Annotated in this window: 14 protein-coding genes; 13 read left to right on the top strand and 1 reads right to left on the bottom strand. The window is 61.0% G+C overall.

Annotated features, from left to right (window positions below):
• The first annotated feature begins 7 nt into the window (after positions 1 to 7).
• The 13 genes from EII26_RS03015 (at position 8) to fusA (ending at position 17,754) form a co-directional block, all read left to right on the top strand.
• Positions 8 to 1,054 (top strand): potassium channel family protein, encoded by a 1,047-nt coding sequence (locus EII26_RS03015; RefSeq protein WP_124887659.1) that lies wholly within the window; start codon positions 8 to 10, stop codon positions 1,052 to 1,054.
• A gap of 69 nt (positions 1,055 to 1,123) precedes the next feature.
• Positions 1,124 to 2,320 (top strand): MFS transporter, encoded by a 1,197-nt coding sequence (locus EII26_RS03010; protein WP_158612121.1) that lies wholly within the window; start codon positions 1,124 to 1,126, stop codon positions 2,318 to 2,320.
• Positions 2,321 to 2,369: 49 nt separating this feature from the next.
• Entirely contained in the window at positions 2,370 to 2,909 is a 540-nt protein-coding gene (locus tag EII26_RS03005) for a hypothetical protein (protein WP_124887657.1), read from the top strand.
• 41 nt (positions 2,910 to 2,950) lie between these two features.
• The gene (gene metG / locus EII26_RS03000; RefSeq protein ID WP_124887656.1) at positions 2,951 to 4,900 is read left to right on the top strand and encodes a methionine--tRNA ligase; all 1,950 of its coding nucleotides are present in this window, start codon (positions 2,951 to 2,953) and stop codon (positions 4,898 to 4,900) included.
• Between the two features lie 13 nt (positions 4,901 to 4,913).
• Positions 4,914 to 6,140: a DUF2157 domain-containing protein gene (locus EII26_RS02995; protein ID WP_124887655.1), complete on the top strand. Its 1,227-nt coding sequence runs from the start codon at positions 4,914 to 4,916 to the stop codon at positions 6,138 to 6,140.
• Positions 6,137 to 6,778: a GDYXXLXY domain-containing protein gene (locus tag EII26_RS02990; protein WP_124887654.1), complete on the top strand. Its 642-nt coding sequence runs from the start codon at positions 6,137 to 6,139 to the stop codon at positions 6,776 to 6,778. Before EII26_RS02995 ends, EII26_RS02990 begins: the two co-directional genes overlap by 4 nt.
• 264 nt (positions 6,779 to 7,042) lie before the next feature.
• Positions 7,043 to 7,738 carry a hypothetical protein gene (locus EII26_RS02985; protein ID WP_233572569.1) on the top strand — a complete coding sequence of 232 codons (696 nt, stop codon included), beginning with the start codon at positions 7,043 to 7,045 and terminating at the stop codon, positions 7,736 to 7,738.
• Positions 7,735 to 9,759, top strand: a complete 2,025-nt coding sequence (locus EII26_RS02980; RefSeq protein WP_124887652.1) for an ATP-binding protein — start codon at positions 7,735 to 7,737, stop codon at positions 9,757 to 9,759. Before EII26_RS02985 ends, EII26_RS02980 begins: the two co-directional genes overlap by 4 nt.
• Before the next feature lie 4 nt (positions 9,760 to 9,763).
• Entirely contained in the window at positions 9,764 to 11,842 is a 2,079-nt protein-coding gene (locus EII26_RS02975; protein WP_124887651.1) for a DNA translocase FtsK, read from the top strand.
• 453 nt (positions 11,843 to 12,295) lie between these two features.
• Positions 12,296 to 12,586, top strand: a complete 291-nt coding sequence (gene gatC / locus EII26_RS02970) for an Asp-tRNA(Asn)/Glu-tRNA(Gln) amidotransferase subunit GatC (RefSeq protein WP_124887650.1) — start codon at positions 12,296 to 12,298, stop codon at positions 12,584 to 12,586.
• A 3-nt stretch (positions 12,587 to 12,589) separates the two neighbouring features.
• Positions 12,590 to 14,053: an Asp-tRNA(Asn)/Glu-tRNA(Gln) amidotransferase subunit GatA gene (gatA, locus tag EII26_RS02965; RefSeq protein ID WP_124887649.1), complete on the top strand. Its 1,464-nt coding sequence runs from the start codon at positions 12,590 to 12,592 to the stop codon at positions 14,051 to 14,053.
• A gap of 23 nt (positions 14,054 to 14,076) precedes the next feature.
• Positions 14,077 to 15,552, top strand: a complete 1,476-nt coding sequence (gene gatB, locus EII26_RS02960; protein ID WP_233572568.1) for an Asp-tRNA(Asn)/Glu-tRNA(Gln) amidotransferase subunit GatB — start codon at positions 14,077 to 14,079, stop codon at positions 15,550 to 15,552.
• 114 nt (positions 15,553 to 15,666) lie between these two features.
• Positions 15,667 to 17,754, top strand: a complete 2,088-nt coding sequence (gene fusA, locus EII26_RS02955) for an elongation factor G (RefSeq protein WP_124887647.1) — start codon at positions 15,667 to 15,669, stop codon at positions 17,752 to 17,754.
• 97 nt (positions 17,755 to 17,851) lie between these two features.
• On the opposite strand, the gene EII26_RS02950 is transcribed toward fusA, so the two are convergent.
• Complete coding sequence (locus EII26_RS02950) at positions 17,852 to 18,673, bottom strand: hypothetical protein (protein ID WP_199735029.1); 822 nt, start codon at positions 18,671 to 18,673, stop codon at positions 17,852 to 17,854.
• Positions 18,674 to 19,383: the final 710 nt, after the last annotated feature.

Raw genomic sequence — 19,383 nt, 5'->3', positions numbered from 1 at the left:
TCCGCCGATGAGTTCCCGATTCGTCAAGCTGGTGAAGAGTGCGCGCCGGGGAAGGGCTTTTTCGAAAAGGTTTCGGCACAGCCTTCTGGGCGCGCTGTTTTTGTTGTTCATCCTTCTGTTCGGATCGGCTTGGTTTGTCTGGCAGCAGGAGCGCGGATTTTCGGGCTCCTACGCCGACGCCCTCTGGACCGTTCTCTTTACGCTGATCGGTCAGGGGGAGTTTGCCACCGCTCCAAGGACCATTTTGGGGCGCGTGATTGTATTTCTGCTCTCCATCGTGGGAGTGGCTCTCTTCGGGGTCATCTTCTCGGAGATTGTTCAGAATCTGATGAGCAGGAAGCTGAGGGAGATGATGGGGATGAGCTGTTGCAAGTACCGGGGACACATTGTGATCTGCGGGTGGAACAATCGCGGAGACCTTATCGTCCGGCAGCTCCTGGCCTCCGGAAAACAGGTTGCGCTCGTGACCGAAGAGCGTCCCGTGAATCTTGCCTCAGAGGTTTTCTTCGTAGCGGGAAACCCTTCGGAGAAGGAAACTCTGCTACGCGGCGGTCTCGATGCGGCCGCAGCCGCGATTATTCTGTCCGATCCCAGGTTTGGAAACGATGACTCGCGGACGATTCTGACCGGCCTGGCCGTAGAGTCGATCAATCCCTCGGTGTACAGCGTCATGGAGCTTCACAACCCGGACAACGAACGCTACGCCCGTTTTGCCCGGGTGGATGACGTCATCTATTCCGACGAATTGATCGCGGACATTACGTCGGTTTGTACTCGATACGAGGGAATCTCCTCTTTTATTCGGGATATCTTCTCCGTAACGGACAAGGGGCATAGTTTTGCCTCCCTCGATGTCTCAAAGGAATTCGAGGGGAAGAGCATAAAAGAGCTCTTTGGAAAGCTTCGGGAGGGTGGACTGCTTCCCATCGGGGTCATCGTTCCGCCGGAGGACGAGCCCGATGCGCCGGTGGCCCGGTGGCTCTCTTGCGTCGATCCGGACGAAAATATCGTGGTGAGGCTGCCGATGAAGGCTGTATGTATCAAGAAGGATTGATCGTTTTCCCCCAACCCGGTATCCCGCCCGTTGGGGGATATGTTTTAGATGGAACGGAGATGGAGCAGCTTGAGCGAGAAGATATCCCTTCCTTCGGGGAAGGGCTTTTTTGCGCTCTCGGCGGAGATAAAGGTGGTCCTGATCTCCCTGGCGCACGGAGTCAACGACATGTATGCGGCGTTTTTGCCTACGTTTGTTCCCTATATCAAAGCCTCTTTGGGACTGGATTATGCTTTGACGGGCACGCTGAGCCTCATCGTGGGGTTCTGCCATATCGTCGGGCAGCCCATGATCGGTTTCCTGTGCGACCGCATCAGACGTCCCTACCTGATGATCGTCGGTCCTCTGCTCTGCGGCTCGGGGGCCGTCATGCTTCCGAATGCCGGCAGCTACGGCGGAGCCCTGTTTTGTGCCGGGCTCTGGGGGGTGGGAAGTGCGATGTTCCATCCTCAGGGGAGTGGGGGGGTGGGTTACGTCTCGAAGCCGGAAAAATTGACGTTCGCGATGACGCTTTTCAACATTTCCGGGACGGCCGGAGCCCTAATCAGCCCTGTAGTGGCGGTTTTTGCCGTTCAGAAGTTTGGTTATGGCGGGCTTTGGGTTACCCTTCTTCCCCCGTTCCTGCTCGCCCCGCTCCTCTACGTTTCCATGCCGTTTCTCAGGGAGACGCTTCCCCAGCCAGACCGTAGGGCCTCGGGGTTCTGGAGGAGCTTCGGTGGTGTGTTCCGGACGCTTTTGCCCGTCTGGGGCGTCTCCGTCATTCGGGATATCGTCTTCCAGGGGGTACGTTTTTTTCTGCCCCTCAAGGTGGCCGCCCAGGGGGGCTCCCTTGAGACGATCGGGACCGTGCTCTTCTGCATCACCCTGGGCGGTACGCTCGCCATGATTCCCGCGGAGCGCATCGCACGGAGGGTGAGCTTTGGGACAATTCTGGGGGCATCGATGGTGCTGGGGTCGTTGTCCTTAACCGCAGCCGCCCTCAGTTCGGGCTTGATCTCGACCGTTCTGTACATCATCGGGGTCTCCTGCGTCTTCTCCACCATGCCCCTGACCGTGGTTTTGGCCCAGACGCTGATGCCCCATGCCCGGAGCATCGCGAGTTCTGTGGTCATGGGCCTTGCGTGGGGAGTGGCCAATGCGGCGCTCTATCCTCTGGGAAAGTTTGCGGACTGGGTCGGCATCCACAACACGACCTTGCTCCTGGGCCTGCTGCCCCTGTTGAGTCTTGCCTTTTTCGCCTCCCCCCTACTCAGGGGGAGGCGCTGACGGAAGTGATAAAATAACGCCCAAGCCGACGTCGTGGAGGGGTACATCAATGCTGTCTTTGGAGTTTCTTCTGGATCTGGCAGAAAGGGTATCCGAGGCTCTCAAGGCTCTGGAGGAGCGTTCCCTGACGACTCTGTGCGATCTGGCGGATGGGGGACAGGGAGAGGAGGTCTCTGTACCCCACATTCTGGCGGGTATTGCGGTGGAAGAGGGGCGCAGGCGTTCTTTTATGGAGACCCTCTTCGAGATGATGGAGAGAAAAGGGGCCGCTTTTGCCGATGTCGCCTCCCGGGTGGGCTGGACCCTGGACGACTTGAACGGGCTGCGTACCGACGAGCGTTATTGTCCCACCAAGGAGGCGGCTGTCGCATTCGGCCTGGCCCTGGAGCTGGATCGGGAGGAGGCGGATCGGCTCCTCGCCTCGGCGGGGTATGCGTTTTTGCCGGACGAAGTTTACGATATGATCGTCCTTTATTGCATGGAGCGGCAGGTATTCGGCTTGCCCGACATCAACGAGGCCTTGAAATGCTTCAACCTCAAAACGATCGCTCCCAAACCCGCCAGAGGGAAGGCGCCCGAGGCTCCTTGAGGAAATTGCATCCCGAACACGGGAGTATGGAGGTTTTTTGTATGGACGGCAGAAATTTTTACATCACCACCCCCATCTATTACGTCAACGACATCCCCCACATCGGACACGCCTACACGACGATCGCCTGCGACGTGATGAGCCGCTACAAGCGGATGAAGGGGTACGACGTGCATTTTCTCACCGGGACGGACGAGCACGGCCAGAAGATCCAGACCGCCGCGGAGGCAAAGGGGATGACCCCCCAGGAGCTGGTGGACAAGATTCACGTCAACTTCAAGGAGCTCTGGAAGGTTCTGGACATCGGCAACGACGACTTCATCCGCACGACGGAGCCGCGTCACGTCCGCGTGGTTCAGGCCATGTTCAAAAAATTGATGGACCAGGGGGACATCTACAAGGGGACCTACGAGGGGCAATACTGCGTCCCCTGCGAGACCTACGTTCCCGAGTCCAGCGCTGGAGAGGGCAATACCTGTCCGGACTGCGGCAGGCCGCTGACCCTGATGCAGGAGGAGAGCTATTTCTTCCGCGCCTCCAAGTACGTGCCCCAGTTGATCGCCCATTACGAGAAGCATCTGAATGGGGTGATGCCCAGGGTCCGCTACAACGAGATCATGAGCTTCCTGCGGGGGGAGGTACGGGACCAGTCCGTGTCCCGGACGACCCTCAAATGGGGCATCCCGATCCCGGGCGACGAAAAGCACGTGATCTACGTCTGGTTCGATGCCCTGATCAACTACGCCACGGCGTCGGGCTACCTGGACGATCCCGCGATGTTCCGGAAGTACTGGCCGTCCGTCCGGCACGTGGTGGGCAAGGACATCATCCGTTTTCACTGCGTCGTCTGGCCGCTCATGCTCCTGGCTTTGGGCCTCGAGCCTCCGGTCTCGGTCGTCGCTCACGGATGGTGGACGGTCGACGGCGAGAAGATGAGCAAGTCCAAGGGCAACGTGGTGGATCCCTTCAAGATGGTGGAGCTCTACGGCGCCGACGCCTTTCGCTATTTCCTGCTCCGTGAGGTCCCCTTCGGCCACGACGGGGACTTCTCCGAGGCGGCTCTTGTGGGCCGCATCAACAGCGATCTGGCGAACGACCTGGGCAACCTGCTGAACCGAACGCTGCAGATGATCGTCAGCTATCGGGACGGCGTGGTCCCGGCTGCCGGGCTCGACGACCCGTTGGACCGCGAGCTCCGCGCGCTTGCCGAGACGACCTTGGGACGCGTGGACGAAGCGATGGAGCGCTTCGCCTTCGACGATGCGCTGAAGGCGATCTGGGCGCTTATCGGGCGCGCCAACAAGTACATCGACGAGACCATGCCCTGGAAGCTGGCCAAGGAGGGCCCCTCGGAGAGGCTGGATTCCGTGCTGTCGAGCCTGTACGAGGCACTTCGTCTCTCGGCTCTTCTGGTCGCTCCCTACATGCCGGGGACGTCACGGCGCATCTGGGATCAGCTGGGGCTGGAGGGGACGCCGCTCGAGCGCGTCTATGATGACTTCGCCTGGGGGGAGGGCTCCGGTGCGGTGGTGCGCAAGGCCGAGGTGCTCTTTCCCCGCATCGACCTGGAGGCCTGGAAAAAGGTGCGTGCGGGCGAGCTGCCGAAGGCCGGGAAGGCGGAGGCGGCCTCACCGGGCGAGATGGAGCACGAGCCCGAGATCGGCATCGAAGCGTTCCGGGCCGTGGAGATGCGCGTGGCCCAGATCGTTAAGGTCGAGGAGATTCCGAAGTCGAGGAAGCTCTATAAGCTGGAGGTCGATCTGGGTTACGAGAAGCGCACCGTCTGCTCCGGCATCAAGGCGTTCTTCAAGCCCGAGGAACTGGAGGGACGGCGCGTCGTCCTGGTGACGAACCTGAAGCCGGCGAAGCTCTGCGGCATCGAGAGCAACGGCATGATCCTGGCGGCCAGCGTCAAGGTGGACGGCAACAGCGAGGCCCTGACCCTGGTGGTCCCCGCAGGGGAGATCCCGCTGGGCAGCCGGGTGAGCTGAGGGCGGCTGACTCATGGAGAGGATCCTCCCCGAGCGCTTCGTCAAGAGGAAGGAGTTGAACTTTCTCTTGCGCGAACTGGCCCTCTGGCGGGACGCCGCGATCATCGACGAGGAGCAGGCCTCGGCCATAGAGAGGCTTTACGCTCCTCGAAGAGGGCATTTTTCGCAGATCCTGTTGGGGCTGGGAGGAATGCTCGTCGGGCTGGGCCTCCTGAGCGCCGTGGCCGCGAACTGGCTGGACATCCCCCGCGTGTTTCGCGCCGCTCTGATCCTGGCCTGCTACCTGCTCTCCCTCCTGGCGGCCTGGCGGATGGAGACGGCATTGCCCCGAACGTCGCGCGCGTTACTCCTGCTGGGAAGTTTCGTCTATGGCGGGGGGATCTTTCTCATGGCCCAGATGTTTCATCAGGGCGGGCACTGGACGACGGCCCTGGCCTGGTGGTTTGCCGGAGTGCTGCCGGTCGCCCTGCTCTTTCGCGACCCCCTCCAGGTGCTTTTGCTTCAGGTGATCGCGCTTGTCTTTCTGTGGGGGGATTACGTGCCGATGCATTGGTTGTTCCGCCGTTCCTTCGGCGTGAGCGTCTTTTACCCATGGGAATTTTTCTGGGTTCTCCTCTGGCCTCCCCAGAGGTTTTTGGTCACGCTTTCTTCGTGGCTGGCCTGGCGGTTCCTGGAGGAACGCAGACGCCTGGGGTTCGGCATGAATATTTTGATCACCCTTGTCTTTTTCGCCTTTCCGGCCGCCATGTACTTTGAGGACCTTGCCCTGTGCCTGGCGGCGCTGAGCGGCGTCGGAATTCTGATGGTTCTCTGTGCGTTTGGAGAGCGAAAAGACGACATGGCGGGATGGGGGATTCTTCTGGCCGGCGTCGGCGGCCTGTTGCTGACGATTCCCGATGTCTGGAGCGAATCCCCCGTGCTCGAATGGTTTCCTGCCGTCAGTTCGTTGTTCTCCAAAATGGGATTCGCTTTGCCCGGAACGGGATTTGCCGTAATGTCGGCCCTGATCTTCTGCCTTCTTATGCTCGGGCTGACCAGCAAGGGGCATGCTGCGGCAACCTTTTTCTTTTGTCTTTTGGTGCTGCGCTATTATTTCGACCGCTTTTACGATTTTATGCCCAAGGCCGCGTTTTTCACGGTGGGGGGCCTGCTGCTGATCGGTCTGGGGACATTGATGGGACGGCTGCGCCGCAGAGCGGGAAGAGGGCGTGAGGTGGGAGAGGAGGAAGAGAGAACATGAAGGGATTCGGACGCTATCTTCTTGCGGCTCTCCTGCCTCTGTGCGTGCTGCTGGCCGCTCCGGTGAAGCCCGCGCTGGTCCTGATGCTCGGTGAGGAGGTGCGCCTCGCCACGGTGCCGGTGGATCCGCGGGACGTCTTCCGGGGCGATTACGTGACGCTTCGTTTCGCAGTGGAGTCGGTTCCTCTGGCCTCTTTCGACCTTTCCCCCGAGAGGGGGGAGCGTATCCTGGAGTCGGTGGATTCGACCGTGTCGACCCCGAAAGAATCGGGAGGCCTTGATCCGCTGGAGCCCATGACGGCCCAAGCGAGGAGAGAAAATGAGGATCGGTCCAGAAAACTGGATCGCGTGGTTGCCGTGAAAGATTGGTACGTGCCGCTGGAGCGGGATGAGCTGGGCCTCTTTCGAGCTGCCGGGGCTTGGGCTTTCCCGCCGGACAAGGGAGGCTACCTGCATGGGACGGTGCGATACGCCTACGATCCCGTGACGCTCGATTTCGGTCCCGGCCTGGAACGGTTCTACGTCAGGGAGAATACGGGGCGCCGTCTGGAGGACGCCGCCCGGGCAGGGCGCATCGAGGCGATCGTGAAGGTGTGGCGGGGCATGCCGGTTATCGTTTCTTTGGACATGAAGCCTTGAAATTGAGAAAATGAAGCGGGAAACGGGACGGCGTTCTTCTCTCCTTGAAAAAGGGAAGGACGCCGTCCCGTTTTTTGTGCTCCGTCCCGGTGCGCCTCCGCGGCAACGAAGGGCAGTCTCGACCGGATACGTGTGTATAATGGAAACGGTAAAAATCGAGGTTTAACGACAGACAAAACCAGACAGGATTGGATGGGTGGGGAAGACGTGAGCAGGGAAGGGACAAACGGGGCTTTGGATGCTGCAGAGGAATTTTTGGGGATTTTGAGGGCAAACGGGAAGAGGTTCATGACCTTGAATGCGGTCAGGGATAAGATGAGCTCGCAGCTTCGCGGACAGCTGGGGGTGAAGGGCAGAAAGCTGACGGTCCTGGACCTGAAGGATATTTTTGAGCCGCATCTGAATGAAAAACTGGAGATTCGTCAGAACGGCCGTTACACCTATCTCGTGGCCGCGGGCGATCTCCGAGGGCTGATCGTGGACTTCATAAGGAAAAACCCGGGCAAGCAGGCCGGGGGGCTGGCCTCTTCCCTTCCCTTCAAGAAGGCGGAATTCCTGAACCTGCTCAACGAGCTGATGAAGGACGGACGCCTTTATGCCAGCTTAAAGGACGATTACAAAGCGCGTTTCTTCGTCTCCGAGACCTCGGCGGGGGCCGAGGCAATGTCCGCAAGCGCGGGACCGGGCTTGAACGGGGACTCGATGGACCGGAGGAGGGAGGAGTTTCTCTCGGCCTTTCGGGAACTCGACGGCGGGCGCGTCTTTATCCGCATCCCCGATCTGCGCCGCCGCCTGATGTGGCCGCGCGAGGTCTTCGACGGTGTGCTCCGCGCCCTGCGCGACGACGAGGCCGTCCAGCTCCATTCCGGGGACGTGACGGCGATGGCGCCGGGCGAGGTTGAGGATTGCTTTGTGGATGAATTCGGCTCTCGAAAAGGGACGGTGACGCTTAAAAAATGACCTGGCTGACGGAAGCCCAGACGTCTCAGGAAAGATCGGAAGCCATTCGTCGTCAGCTGCTGGAACGCAACCCCTTTGCCTCCTCCGCCGCACCGAACCCGTGGGACAACACGAGCCCCGATCTGGATATCCTGAACCGCGACGTTTTCGACCGAATCGACCAGATGATGCGCGACAAACGGCGTGCTCCCGAAAGCCCGATGGCCGGACTGGTCCTGGGAGAGGCGGGCAGCGGAAAGACCCATATGCTCAAGCGCCTGCTGAAGACGATACGGGAGAGGGATCAGGCTGCCCTGTTCGTCACGGTTCGGGCCTTTCTGGACCCCGAGAGCGCCATGAGGCACTTGTTGCGGGAGGTTTTCGTCAACCTGAACCAAAGGCGGCGGGATGGGAGGACGCAGCTCCATTTCCTTGCGGACCACCTGCTGGAGTGTTACCGTGAGCGGTGTGCGGAGGAGCGGCGCGAGCCCCGGGAGGGCAGCTCCCGTTACAAAGCCCTCAGAAGGGCGATGTTGGGGATCGACGAGGATTTCTTGCGCGCTGTCCTCCTTTATGCCGAGGCCGGGGATGAGGATCTGCGCGACGACATCTCCTCCTGGCTGATGGGGGAGAGCGACGAGACGCACCCGGAGCTGCTGGGCGTGAAGGACCGGGATGCGATGAGTCCCGAAGCCCTCGAGAGCGAGGCCCGGGAACTGCTGTTGTCCCTGGGACACCTGCTGCGCTATTGCAGGGTCTCCATGGTCGTCTGCTTCGACCAGCTGGACTGCATGGAGAAGAAGGAGCTCGTCAACACCTGGGGTAGCGTCATCCATACGCTGGTGAACGACATGTACGGTGTTCTGCCCCTGGCCTTCCTGAGGGCCGACACGTGGAACCACCGCTTTGTACCCCTTCTCGACGACTCCGTCCGCCAGCGTTTCGGGACAGATTTCTCCTCGATGCAGAACTGCACTCTGGAGCAGGCCCGAAAACTGATCCGGAACCGCGTCGATGCCTTCTTCGGCGATACCTCGGAGGAGATGTACCGCTGGCTCATGGACCGCCTGAAGGGCGTGCTGCGGACGGACCTCTCGCCCCGGACGGTCATCGATCTGGCGAGTCGCGCGATCTCACAAAAAGTTTCTCCCGAGATTCGATCGGAAACGCCGGCGGGGAAGACGGCTTTCGGTACGGAGGGTGATGCCCAGGAGGTTCTCGACGCTTTGGGGCACGCCTATCACGAGGAGCGGGAGAGGGTGATGGCGGAGCGCGGCATGTGGCCGCCGAACCGGGATATGCTGATCCTGGCGCTCGAGACGTGGCTGGAGTCGAGAGGGACGTTTGAAGTCGAGCGGGCGAAGGAGGATAAATATACCGCACTCCTGGGGCACTGCGAGTGGGAGGGCGTCCGAAAGGCGTGCCGTTTCATCGTCAGCGTGGCCAAAAACGTCAAGGCCGTGGGGGCCGCTCTGGACCGCGGACTGAATTTTCTGGAGGAGAACGCCGGCGGCTTCTGTTGTTTTGCGGCGGACCTGGAGGAGATGTCGGATCTGAAGCGCTGGCCGACGGCACGTCGAAAGCTGTCCGACTTCAGGGCTCGGAAGGGGCAGGCGATCCTTCTGGACGAGGAAAGACGGGTGGGATGGTACGCTCTTGCGGCGCTGCGGAACAAGCTGTACAACGGCGACATCTCACTCTACCTCGGATCGGGTCTCCGTCCGGCGGAGAAGGCGGACTTTATCCGGTTCATGAGGGAGGGGTTTCCGGAGGACCTCCTGAGGGACGACCCTGACGACAAGGAGGAGGACCTACGGAGCGAATCCCTGAGCTCCGTGGATGAGGCTGGACTGGGAGAGGCGATTTTTTCTGCTCTGAACGGCTCCCCCATGAAGATCATGAAGGCAGAACTGCTGCTGGAGATCCTGCATCGCAGCGGGTTTTCCCTTTCCTACGCCGGGCTTCTGGCCTTCGTCAACCGGGAGAAGGGGCGCTTCACCCTATATCCCGCCGGGGACGGCAGCCTCGTCCAGGCAGCGTGAGACGATGGGCTCTGGAGAACGAGAAAACGTCCTGACCCTGTCGGCGACGGACCTGGCGCTCTGCCAGCGCTGCCCCAGGCTTCTGGCCTATAAGGATGCGGGCAGGCGAAACGCTTGGAGGGTCGGCATCGAGGGGAGCGGGAAACGGTACGGCTCACTGTTCCATAAGCACGTTGCGGAGGCCTTCTTCTCCGACATGGGGGAGACGGCCGCCCCCGGACGTGAGGCGATGCGCCTCCTTCTCTCCGGCACGAGCAAGGGGCTGAGCGAGGGCCTTTCCGACCTGATCCGTACCCGTTACTTCAATCCCTTTCTGGCGGAGCACGGCAGTAGGCTGAACGCGGATTGCGTCATGGCGATGGCCGACGGGACGGCGTTCTGGGTCCGCGATCTGGCGGGTATATTGGAGGCGATTCCCTCTCTCCGTAAGGATCCGGAGAGAGGTCTGGGCCGCGTCTTTGCGGGGGCGGGACGAACCCTGAGGGCCTTGTACTCCACTGAGGACGGGACGATGCTGAAGGTCTCGGGACGCTGCGACGCGCTGATCTTCAACCCCGATTCGGGAACGGCGTGCCTTTTTGAGTTCAAGGGCTACCGGCCTACGGACCCCACGGCGGCGCTGTCGCAAAGCCTGATCTACGCCTGGCTTGTGGAGAGCGCGACGGGGGTGTTGCCGTCCGTACGCCTGATCTACCTGGAGGGCGGCGGGCCCTTTGCATTTCCGAAGGAGGACGTGGCCTCCATGCTGAGAGGACTCCCTCCTCTTTTCGAGTCCGCCCGCAGCGTCCTGCTCCGCCGGAAGCCCCTGCCCGCTCCCGCGTCCGAAAGCCTCTGTTCCCGCTGTCCATGGGACGGAGAATGCAATAAGGAGTGGGGCGCAAGGGATTTCTCCCTTTCCCGGGTTCCCCCCGAATCCGTTCCAGTTTCTGGAGGTACCGATATCGGAGGGGGATCTCTTGAGGGGCCGCTCCTTGAGGAGAGGGCTGCCCCGGCGGCCTCGGAGGAGACGGAAGAAGGGCGGGAGCGTATGAAACAGCTGCTAAGGACGCTGGAGGCCCTCAAGCTCTCCGTGACCGATGAGGGTTTCGTCTGCGGCCCCTGTTTCGTCCGGCTGAAGGTGCGCCCCGACGCGACGAGGGGGACGACGGTCCGCAAGATCGAGGCCCGGGCGGATGACCTTCAGGTGCAGATGGAGCTCCCCGTTCTTCCCATGATTCAGGCTCAGGGCGGCTACGTGTCCGTCGACGTCCCGCGGACCCGTCGGCAGGTGCTTTCCCTCGAGACCCTGATTCGAAAGGGTGCGGAGAACCGTCCCCGCTCGGAGGCCGCGTTTCCGCTGGGGATGGGGGTGGATGGCCGCGTGTTCTGGGCGGATCTGGCGGAGCCGGCCATGACCAGCGCGCTGATCGGGGGCACGTCCGGGAGCGGGAAGAGCGTACTGCTCCGTTCGGTTGTGATCGGGCTGCTACTCTGCGCACCGCAGGACAGCGTGTGTTTTACCCTGATCGATCCCAAACGGGTCACCTTTACCGACCTGGCGGAATTGAGCGCCCTGGAGGAGGGGAGGATCTTGTGTGATGCCGATGAGGCCATGGAGGCGCTGGGCGGAGCCGTCGATGAGATGGAACGGCGCTACGGACTGCTGGAGAAGGCGCGGGTCTCCCACCTGACGGATTACAACGCCGCTTCGGGGGAGCGGCTGAGGCGCCGGGTCGTCATCGTCGACGAGTATGCTGACCTCATGACGCACAAGGGGACGGCGAGGAAGCTCGAACATTTCATCCAAAGGCTCTGTCAGAAGGGCAGGGCCGCGGGGTTCCATCTGCTTATGGCGACGCAGCGCCCGGATGCGAAGGTCGTGACCGGCGTCATCAAGGCCAATCTGCAGCTGCGCGTCGCTCTGAAGGTGGCGAGCCGGAGCAACAGTCAGATTATCCTGGGCGAGGGGTTCACTCAGGCCCAGTGCCTGCTGGGACATGGGGACATGCTCGTTGGGGACGGGGCCTGCGTGGAACGTCTTCAGGGGCCTCTTGCCGGTCCCGAGTTGTTGGGATCGGAACACTGGGATGTCCGAAGAAGATGAACGGCATGGTTTCAGATCTTCCTCACAAGGAGCCAATATGCGGAGCTCCTTTCCAAATCTACGGGGTACGATATCCTTATTGAGAACGGAGTGCGTTATCGCATAGGTAAGCAAACTTTATTTTTGCACCCCCGGGGGGTGTAAAAATAATTGTATGAAGCCTGTCTTTGCGCCATGCTAAAGATTTTTCCTGTGGATTAGGGCCCTTGGGTAAGCGTCGATTTCGAACCCCTTCTCTGAGTCGACGCTTACCCGAGTTTTTTACGGCCCTGTCTGTTGTCGAATTGAGAAACGAATTTTATAGGTGTTTCAGACTTGTACTCGTGTTCCAGACTTGCCGGGACGGAGGCGATGCTTTGAAAGCCCGAGGCTAACTGCTATAATTCCTTATTGTGTGCTTAAATCGACCGCGTCCGAGGGGGCGGCCGTGTTTTTTCGAAAGGAAGTGCGGCAATGAAACTGAGCGACGACGAAGTGCTCGGCATCGCCACGGAGGCGCGTCTCAGACTGAGCAACGACGAGTTGACAAAGGCAGTTCAGTACATCAACAACTTCCTGGCCATGCTGGACCGTTTCAAGGAGCTGGACCTCGAGGGAGTGGAGCCCTTCTGTTTCGCCGAGACGACGGAGTGTCCTCTGCGGGACGACATCCTGGCGCCCTTCGGAGATGTGAAGGCAATCCTGGACGAGGGGCCGCATCGGGCAGCGGGGTATTTCCAGGTCCCCCGCATCATGGAGGAATAGCTGATGGAACTTTACGATCTTTGCCTGCATTCGGCTGCCGAGGGCATTCGGACGAAGAAGTTTTCGGCGCTCGAACTTTTCGAGTCCTGCCTTGCCCGTGCCGCGGCATGCGATAAAAACCTTTGTGCGCTCATCACCACGACGGCGGAGGCGGGGCGCGAGATGGCCCGTGGGGTCGACATACAGGTGGCGCGGGGGGAGGACCTCGCTCCTCTGGCCGGGGTTCCTGCGGTGCTGAAGGACAACATCTGCACCAAAGACGTGCGCACCACGGCGGGGAGTGCCATCCTGGGAAATTGGCGCCCGCCCTACGATGCAACCGTCTGGGCTCTTCTGAGGGAGGCCGGGGCCGTCCTGCTGGGGAAGTCCAACATGGACGAGTTTGGTATGGGGAACACCTGCGGCAACTCGGCCTTCGGCCCCACGAGGAATCCGTGGGACATCACACGTGTGCCGGGCGGCAGTTCCGGAGGCAGTGCGGCGGCGGTAGCCGCGGGATACTCTCCCTTTGCGATCGGCACCGACACCGGGGGATCCATCCGGCAGCCGGCTTCCTTCTGCGGCATCTACGGGCTCAAACCGACTTATGGAATGGTCAGCCGTTACGGCGTGGTCGCCTACGGTTCTTCCCTGGACCAGGTTGGGCCCTTCGCACGAACGGTCAAGGACCTGTGTTGCGTCATGAGCGTCCTGGCACGCCACGATCCCATGGACTCCAGCAGCGTTCGGGGCAAGACGCCCGACTTCTCGCCGCGCCCTGCGGATCTCCGCGGCAAGCGTGTCGGTCTGGTCAGGGATTTCGAGGGGTTCTCTCTGGATCAGCCGATCGCCGACGCCATGGCGCGTGTGAGCGGGCTCCTCAAGGAGGCCGGGGCCGAGATCGTCGAGGTCACTCTTCCGGTGGTTGCCCGTTACGCTGTGGCCTGCTACTATGCCATCGCGATGTCCGAGGCTCACACGAACCTCGAACGGTACGACGGTATCCGTTACGGCTATACCGTGGACGAGGCCGATGGGATCAAGGACATGTTCGAGCGGGTAAGGTCCCACGGTTTCGGCAGCGAGGTCAAGTCCCGCATCATCGCGGGCACTTGCCTCACCGAGCCGGTGCGGAGCGAGGAGTACTATGTCGCCGCGACGAAGGTGCGCACCCTCATTGCCCGGGAGTTCGCCACGGCATTCGAAGGCGCGGACTTCATTCTCCAGCCGGTGACTCCTGCGCTGCCCGCCCACCTCGGCGAGGAGCGAACGGATGCGATGCAAGGCTACGAGTCGGACCTCTATACCCTTCCCGTGAACATGGCCGGGCTGCCCAGCCTGAGCTTCTTTACGGGCTATGCGCCCCTCGGTCTGCCCGTGGGGCTCCAGCTCGTCGGCCCCCGATGGAGCGACGCCAAGCTGCTGGGGGCGGGCCTGACTCTGGAAGAGCTTCTGGGCTCGCCGCGCATCGCCCAGGGGGGGCTTTGATCATGTCCGAGGAGAGGGGAAAAATGGACAAGGAACTGACCTTTACGCCCGTCATCGGGATAGAGATTCATATCCAGCTCAAGACGGACACCAAAATATTCTGCGGCTGTTCCACGGACACGAGCGCCGAGCCGAACACGAACGTCTGCCCCGTCTGCATGGGCTTGCCCGGCACGCTTCCCGTTCTCAACAGGGGCGTGGTTCAGCAGGGCCTGCTTGCGGGAATGGCCCTGAACTGCTCGGTTCAGCACAGCTCCCTGTTCTTCCGCAAGTCCTATTTCTATCCGGACCTGCCGAAGGGATATCAGACCAGCCAGTGCGACCTGCCGATCGTCGCCGAGGGCTACATCGAGGTGCATGACGACGAGGGAAGGCCCAAGAGGATCCGGGTCCACCACCTGCACCTCGAGGAGGATGTGGGAAAGCTCCACCACAGCGCTTCGGACGGACGGTTGGAGGGGGCGGATACCTCCTACGTCGACTACAATCGGGCCGGACTGCCCCTCGCCGAGATCGTATCGGAGCCCGACGTCTCCTCGGCCCGGGAGGCGGTGGAATACGTGACGACGCTGCGTCGTCGCGTGCGCTACTCCGGTGCCTCGGATGTCGATCTGGAGAAGGGCATGATGCGCTTTGACGCCAACGTCTCCATGAAGTGTTCCGACGGCCGCTGGGGGCGCAAGGTCGAGGTCAAGAACATGAATTCCTTTCGCGCCCTGGAGCGCGCCATCGAGTACGAGATCAAGCGTCAGAAGAAGATCATGATGCAGGGCGGAGAGGTCCTGCCGGAGACCCGCCACTGGAACGACGCCAAGGGCGTCACGACGGGCTCCAGAGCGAAGGCGTTCTACCGCAAGTTCATCGTCGATCCGGATCTTCCGCCCCTTCATATTTCAAAGGAGTGGGAGGACCGGGTTCGTGCGATGATGCCCGAGATGCCCGATGTCAAGGCCGAGCGCTATGTCCGCGAGCTGAAGCTTCCCGAGGATGCGGCCCTGGTCCTGACCGAGTCGCGCGATCTGGCCGAGTACTTTGAGGACTGCGTCGCCGCGGGAGCGGCTCCCCTGCGCGCTTCGAACTGGGTTCGCACGGAGGTCCTGCGCGTTCTGAACGACCGGCAGATCTCCCTCGACGGCCTTTCCGTCCGTCCTGCAGCCCTTGCCGAACTTGTCGGGCGCGTCGAGGAGGGGCGCCTCTCGACGACCCAGGCCAAGGCCGTGTTCGACCGGATGGTGGAGGAGGGGCTTTCCCTCGCCGATGCCGTAAAGGCCTGCGGTGTGACCGAGGGGGGTGTTGCGGGAGATGCCCTGGCGGAAACGATCCGCGGCGTCCTGGAGGCGAATGCCGACGTCGTGGCTGAAATCCGCTCCGGTGGCGACCCCAAGGGAAAGAAGATGAAGTTCCTTCAGGGGCTCGTGATGAAGGAGACGAAGGGCCAGGCTCGTCCGCCGGAGGTGGCGGCCGCGCTCGAGTCGGCCGTTCAAGTCGATCCCAAATGATGTACGCCCGCCTCTCTCCTTGCTTCCGCAAGGGGAGGGGCGGGCTTTTTTCGACATCCGCAGCCGTTTTTACGGTGATGCAAATCGTCAATTTTCAGAGGAGGTAGTTGGAGGATGGGAGCACGTCAACCGGAGAACACGAGAAGTTTTGCGCTCTGCGCCCATGGCGGGGCGGGAAAGACCACCCTGGCCGAGGCCATGCTTTTCTGCAACGGTCAGATCGGTCGTATGGGCAAGACGGATGCCGGCAACACCGTCAGCGACTTTCAGACCGAGGAGCAGAAGCGTCAGATCTCGATCAGCACCTCCCTTCTGACGATGGAGCGAGGGGGGAAGACCTTCTTCGCTCTGGATGCCCCCGGTTTTGCCGACTTCGCGGGGGAGATGAGTGCGGCCATCCGCGTCTCGGACGCATCGCTGCTGCTGGTCAGTGCGGTGGGCGGGGTGGAGGTCCAGACGGGCCGTGCCTGGGAGTACGCCTCGGCAAACCACGAGCCCGTCGTCTTCTACATCTCCAAGATGGACCGCGAGAACGCGGATTTCGATAAGGTTCTGGCGGATATCCGGGAGCAGTTCTCGGAGAACGCGCTTCCCGTCTTCCTGCCCATCGGCTCGGCGGAGCACTTCAAGGGCATCGTCGACGTCCTGAAGGGCAGGGCCTACATCTATGAGACGGACGGCAGCGGCAAGTTTGCGGAGGGCGACGTGCCGGCCGAAATGGCGGATGCCGCTTCGGCGGCCAGAGAGGCCCTGATCGAGGCCGCGGTCGAGATGGACGACGCACTTATGGAGCGCTATCTCGAGGGCGAGTCCGTCTCCGACGCCGACCTTGCCCGGACGCTGCGTGCGGCGATCGTGGCGCGTCGCGTCATGCCGGTCCTGGCGGGTTCTGCCGCCCTCAATATCGGCGTGCATCAGCTTTTGGACTTCATCGCCGACTACTTCCCATCCCCCGTCGATATCGGTGCGGTCAAGGCCATGCAAGGCGAGGATTCCGTAGAGGTGCGTCCTGACGTGAACGCTCCCTTCTCCGCCCTCTGCTTCAAGGTCATGGTCGACCCTTACGTGGGCAAGCTCTCGTTCATCCGCGTCTATTCGGGCTCCCTCTCTTCCGACGGGAACAACATCTACAACGTCAAGAAGGGCGAGGACGAGCGCATCAGCTCCTTCAAGCTGATGTGCGGCAAGGAGGGCAAGGACGTCAAGGAGGTCATCGCGGGCGACATCGTGGCGATCCCCAAGCTCCAGAGCACCAAGGTCGGCCACACCCTGGCGACCAAGGGCGGTTCCTCGTTCCAGTACGGGAGGATCGAGTACCCGAACCCCGTCTACAGCGTGGCCGTGATCGCCAAGAGCCGGGCGGACGAGGACAAGCTGGGCAACGCCATCTCCAAGACTCTGGACGAGGATCGCGGGTTGACCTTCGAGAAGAACCCGGAGACGCACGACAACGTCCTGTCCGGTATGGGCGACCTGCACATCGACATCGTCCTGGCCCGCATGAAGGAGCGTTACGGGATCGAGCTCGAGACCCGCACGCCTCAGGTGCCCTACCGCGAGACCATCCGCAAGACGGCGGAGGCTCAGGGCAAGCACAAGAAGCAGAGCGGCGGCCATGGGCAGTACGGCGACGTCCACATCCGCTACAGCCCGCTGGAGCGCGGCGCCGGGTTCGAGTTCGTCGACAGCATCGTGGGGGGAGCCGTGCCGCGCAACTTCATTCCCGCGGTCGAGAAGGGCTTGCGCGAGTACATGGTCAAGGGGCCCCTGGCGGGCTTTCCGGTGGTGGACTTCCGCGCGGAGCTCTACTTCGGCTCCTACCACGACGTCGACAGCTCCGAGATGTCCTTCAAGCTGGCGACTCGTCTCTCCTTCAAGAAGGGGATCATGGACGCCTCGCCCGTGCTGCTCGAGCCCATCATGAACGTCGAGGTGACCGTCCCGGACCAGTACATGGGCGACGTGATGGGCGACTTCAACAGCCGCCGCGGCCGCATCATGGGCATGGAGGCCCACGGCCGGCTCCAGGTCGTCAAGGCTCAGGCCCCGCTGGCGGAGATGTTCCGCTACGCGATCGTGCTGCGCTCCATGACCTCGGGGCAGGGCAGCTTCTCCATGCAATACTCGCACTACGAGGAGGTCCCGGCCGAGATCGCCAAGAAGGTCATCGCGGCCCACAAGCAGGAGGACGAGGAGGAGTAGACAGGTTTTCTCTGTCGACCATCAACCATTCCGGCCCCCCCTCGAGGGGGGCCGGATACTTTCTGCGGAGGTGTCTCCGCTTCCTTCTCCCAATCGCCTATTGGACTATTTCCTCCGGCCCCTGACCGCCCCACTCGACGAGGGTAAAGCCCCTGCGGACGAAGGGCGTCAGCTCCTGCGGGGGTACGGAGACCGGGGCGTCCAAGGGCCGGTAGGCCATGAAGACGCGGAGGACGCTGTCGGGCTCCGGCGTGACGGTCAGGGGGGCGGAGTCGGTGTAGTTCTTCCCCTGAAAGGCAATGAGGTTCCAGGGGTTGTGCTGCATGCGGGGCAGCCAGTAGACGATGAACTCGTTGTACTCGCGCGGGGTGAGGCCCATATACGACAGCTTCTCGCGCAGAAACGCGGCGGTATCGGAGCCCCTGACGACGAAGCTCCTGGAGAAGTCGGGCGGGGTTCCGTCGGATGCCCCCTCCCAGAAGAGGTAGCTGTACTCCCGGCCCTGCCTGTCGGTGAGGGTGCCGTCGGGCCGCGCGACAACGCGCCAAGCGCCGTCGGGGTCGGGCGCGGGGTAAGTGCAGGTGAGCCTGCCCTTGTAGTCCAGCCGCACGGTCACCTCCGTCTCAGACTCCGGGTAGAGGTAGATGAGGGGCTTGGCGACAAGCATCCCCCAGCCTGCGCTGTCTGTAAAGTAGTCCAGATACTTTCTAGGTCCTAGCTCGTAGAGAATGGGATATCCAAGGTAAAGCCCGTAGAGCAACTCTGTCTTGAAATAATCGGAGTCGTAGTTGCAACTGTAGCGTGATGTTTTGCTTTCTCCGAGAGGTCCGTTGGCCCAGTTGAACGCGTACCACACGCGCTCTTCGTCAGATACAGGATAAAGCACATAAAAAGGTTCCCCCCGGTAGTCCAGTTCCACCGCTAGTGTCGATGTCTCTGTTGCTCTCTTTTCATTTGTGTTCGAGGAGGAAAGAGTCCTCTTGGAACTGTCTTCAAAATCGGTGTGAAAGAAGCGCGCACTCCATGCCCCAACCAACAGCCCTAACAGCAAAAAGACAAAGAGACAGGTTTTGTTGTACATCCACTTGGTCTCCTCCGATTTGAATTCCAGGTCATTTTTATGCGTCGTTTGAGCAGACTGCCACCTTCCACGAGCCTTAGGTTGGATGGGACGAGCTCGAGTCCAGAAAACAAACTTCCTTCCCCTGTGCAGCAAGGCTTATTTTCTTTGTCAAAATATTGCTTTCTTGTTATGAATAACTCAAAAAATAACATAAAATGATTTTAACGATTTTTTCCAAAAACATTTTAACAGGCTTGTTGATGCTGTAAATAAAAAGCAAGCTAGATTGTAAATCTAAGCAACAAAATATTTGCAATGATAATGTTGTTTCGTTGTTAAAACGACTACGGACAAGTTGGGGGACAGTGTAGCGGTGGACTTGGACGGCTGGATATCGAATGTAGATCGTTAAAGCAAACGAATCAAAAAATATTATGACATCGTCTTCGTGGATACTCACATCCAGGGGACAAAAAACTAAGGAGAGCTTGCCACTCTTGGAGAGGGGGACGTACCATAAACAGTGTCAGAAGAGGGGAGGGGCGACAGCTTGGTCCTGTGGGGTC

The sequence above is a fragment of the Fretibacterium sp. OH1220_COT-178 genome (assembly GCF_003860125.1).
Classification (GTDB): domain Bacteria; phylum Synergistota; class Synergistia; order Synergistales; family Aminobacteriaceae; genus CAJPSE01.
Note: the sequence above shows the minus strand (reverse complement) of the source record. Positions and strands in the feature narration are given on the sequence as shown.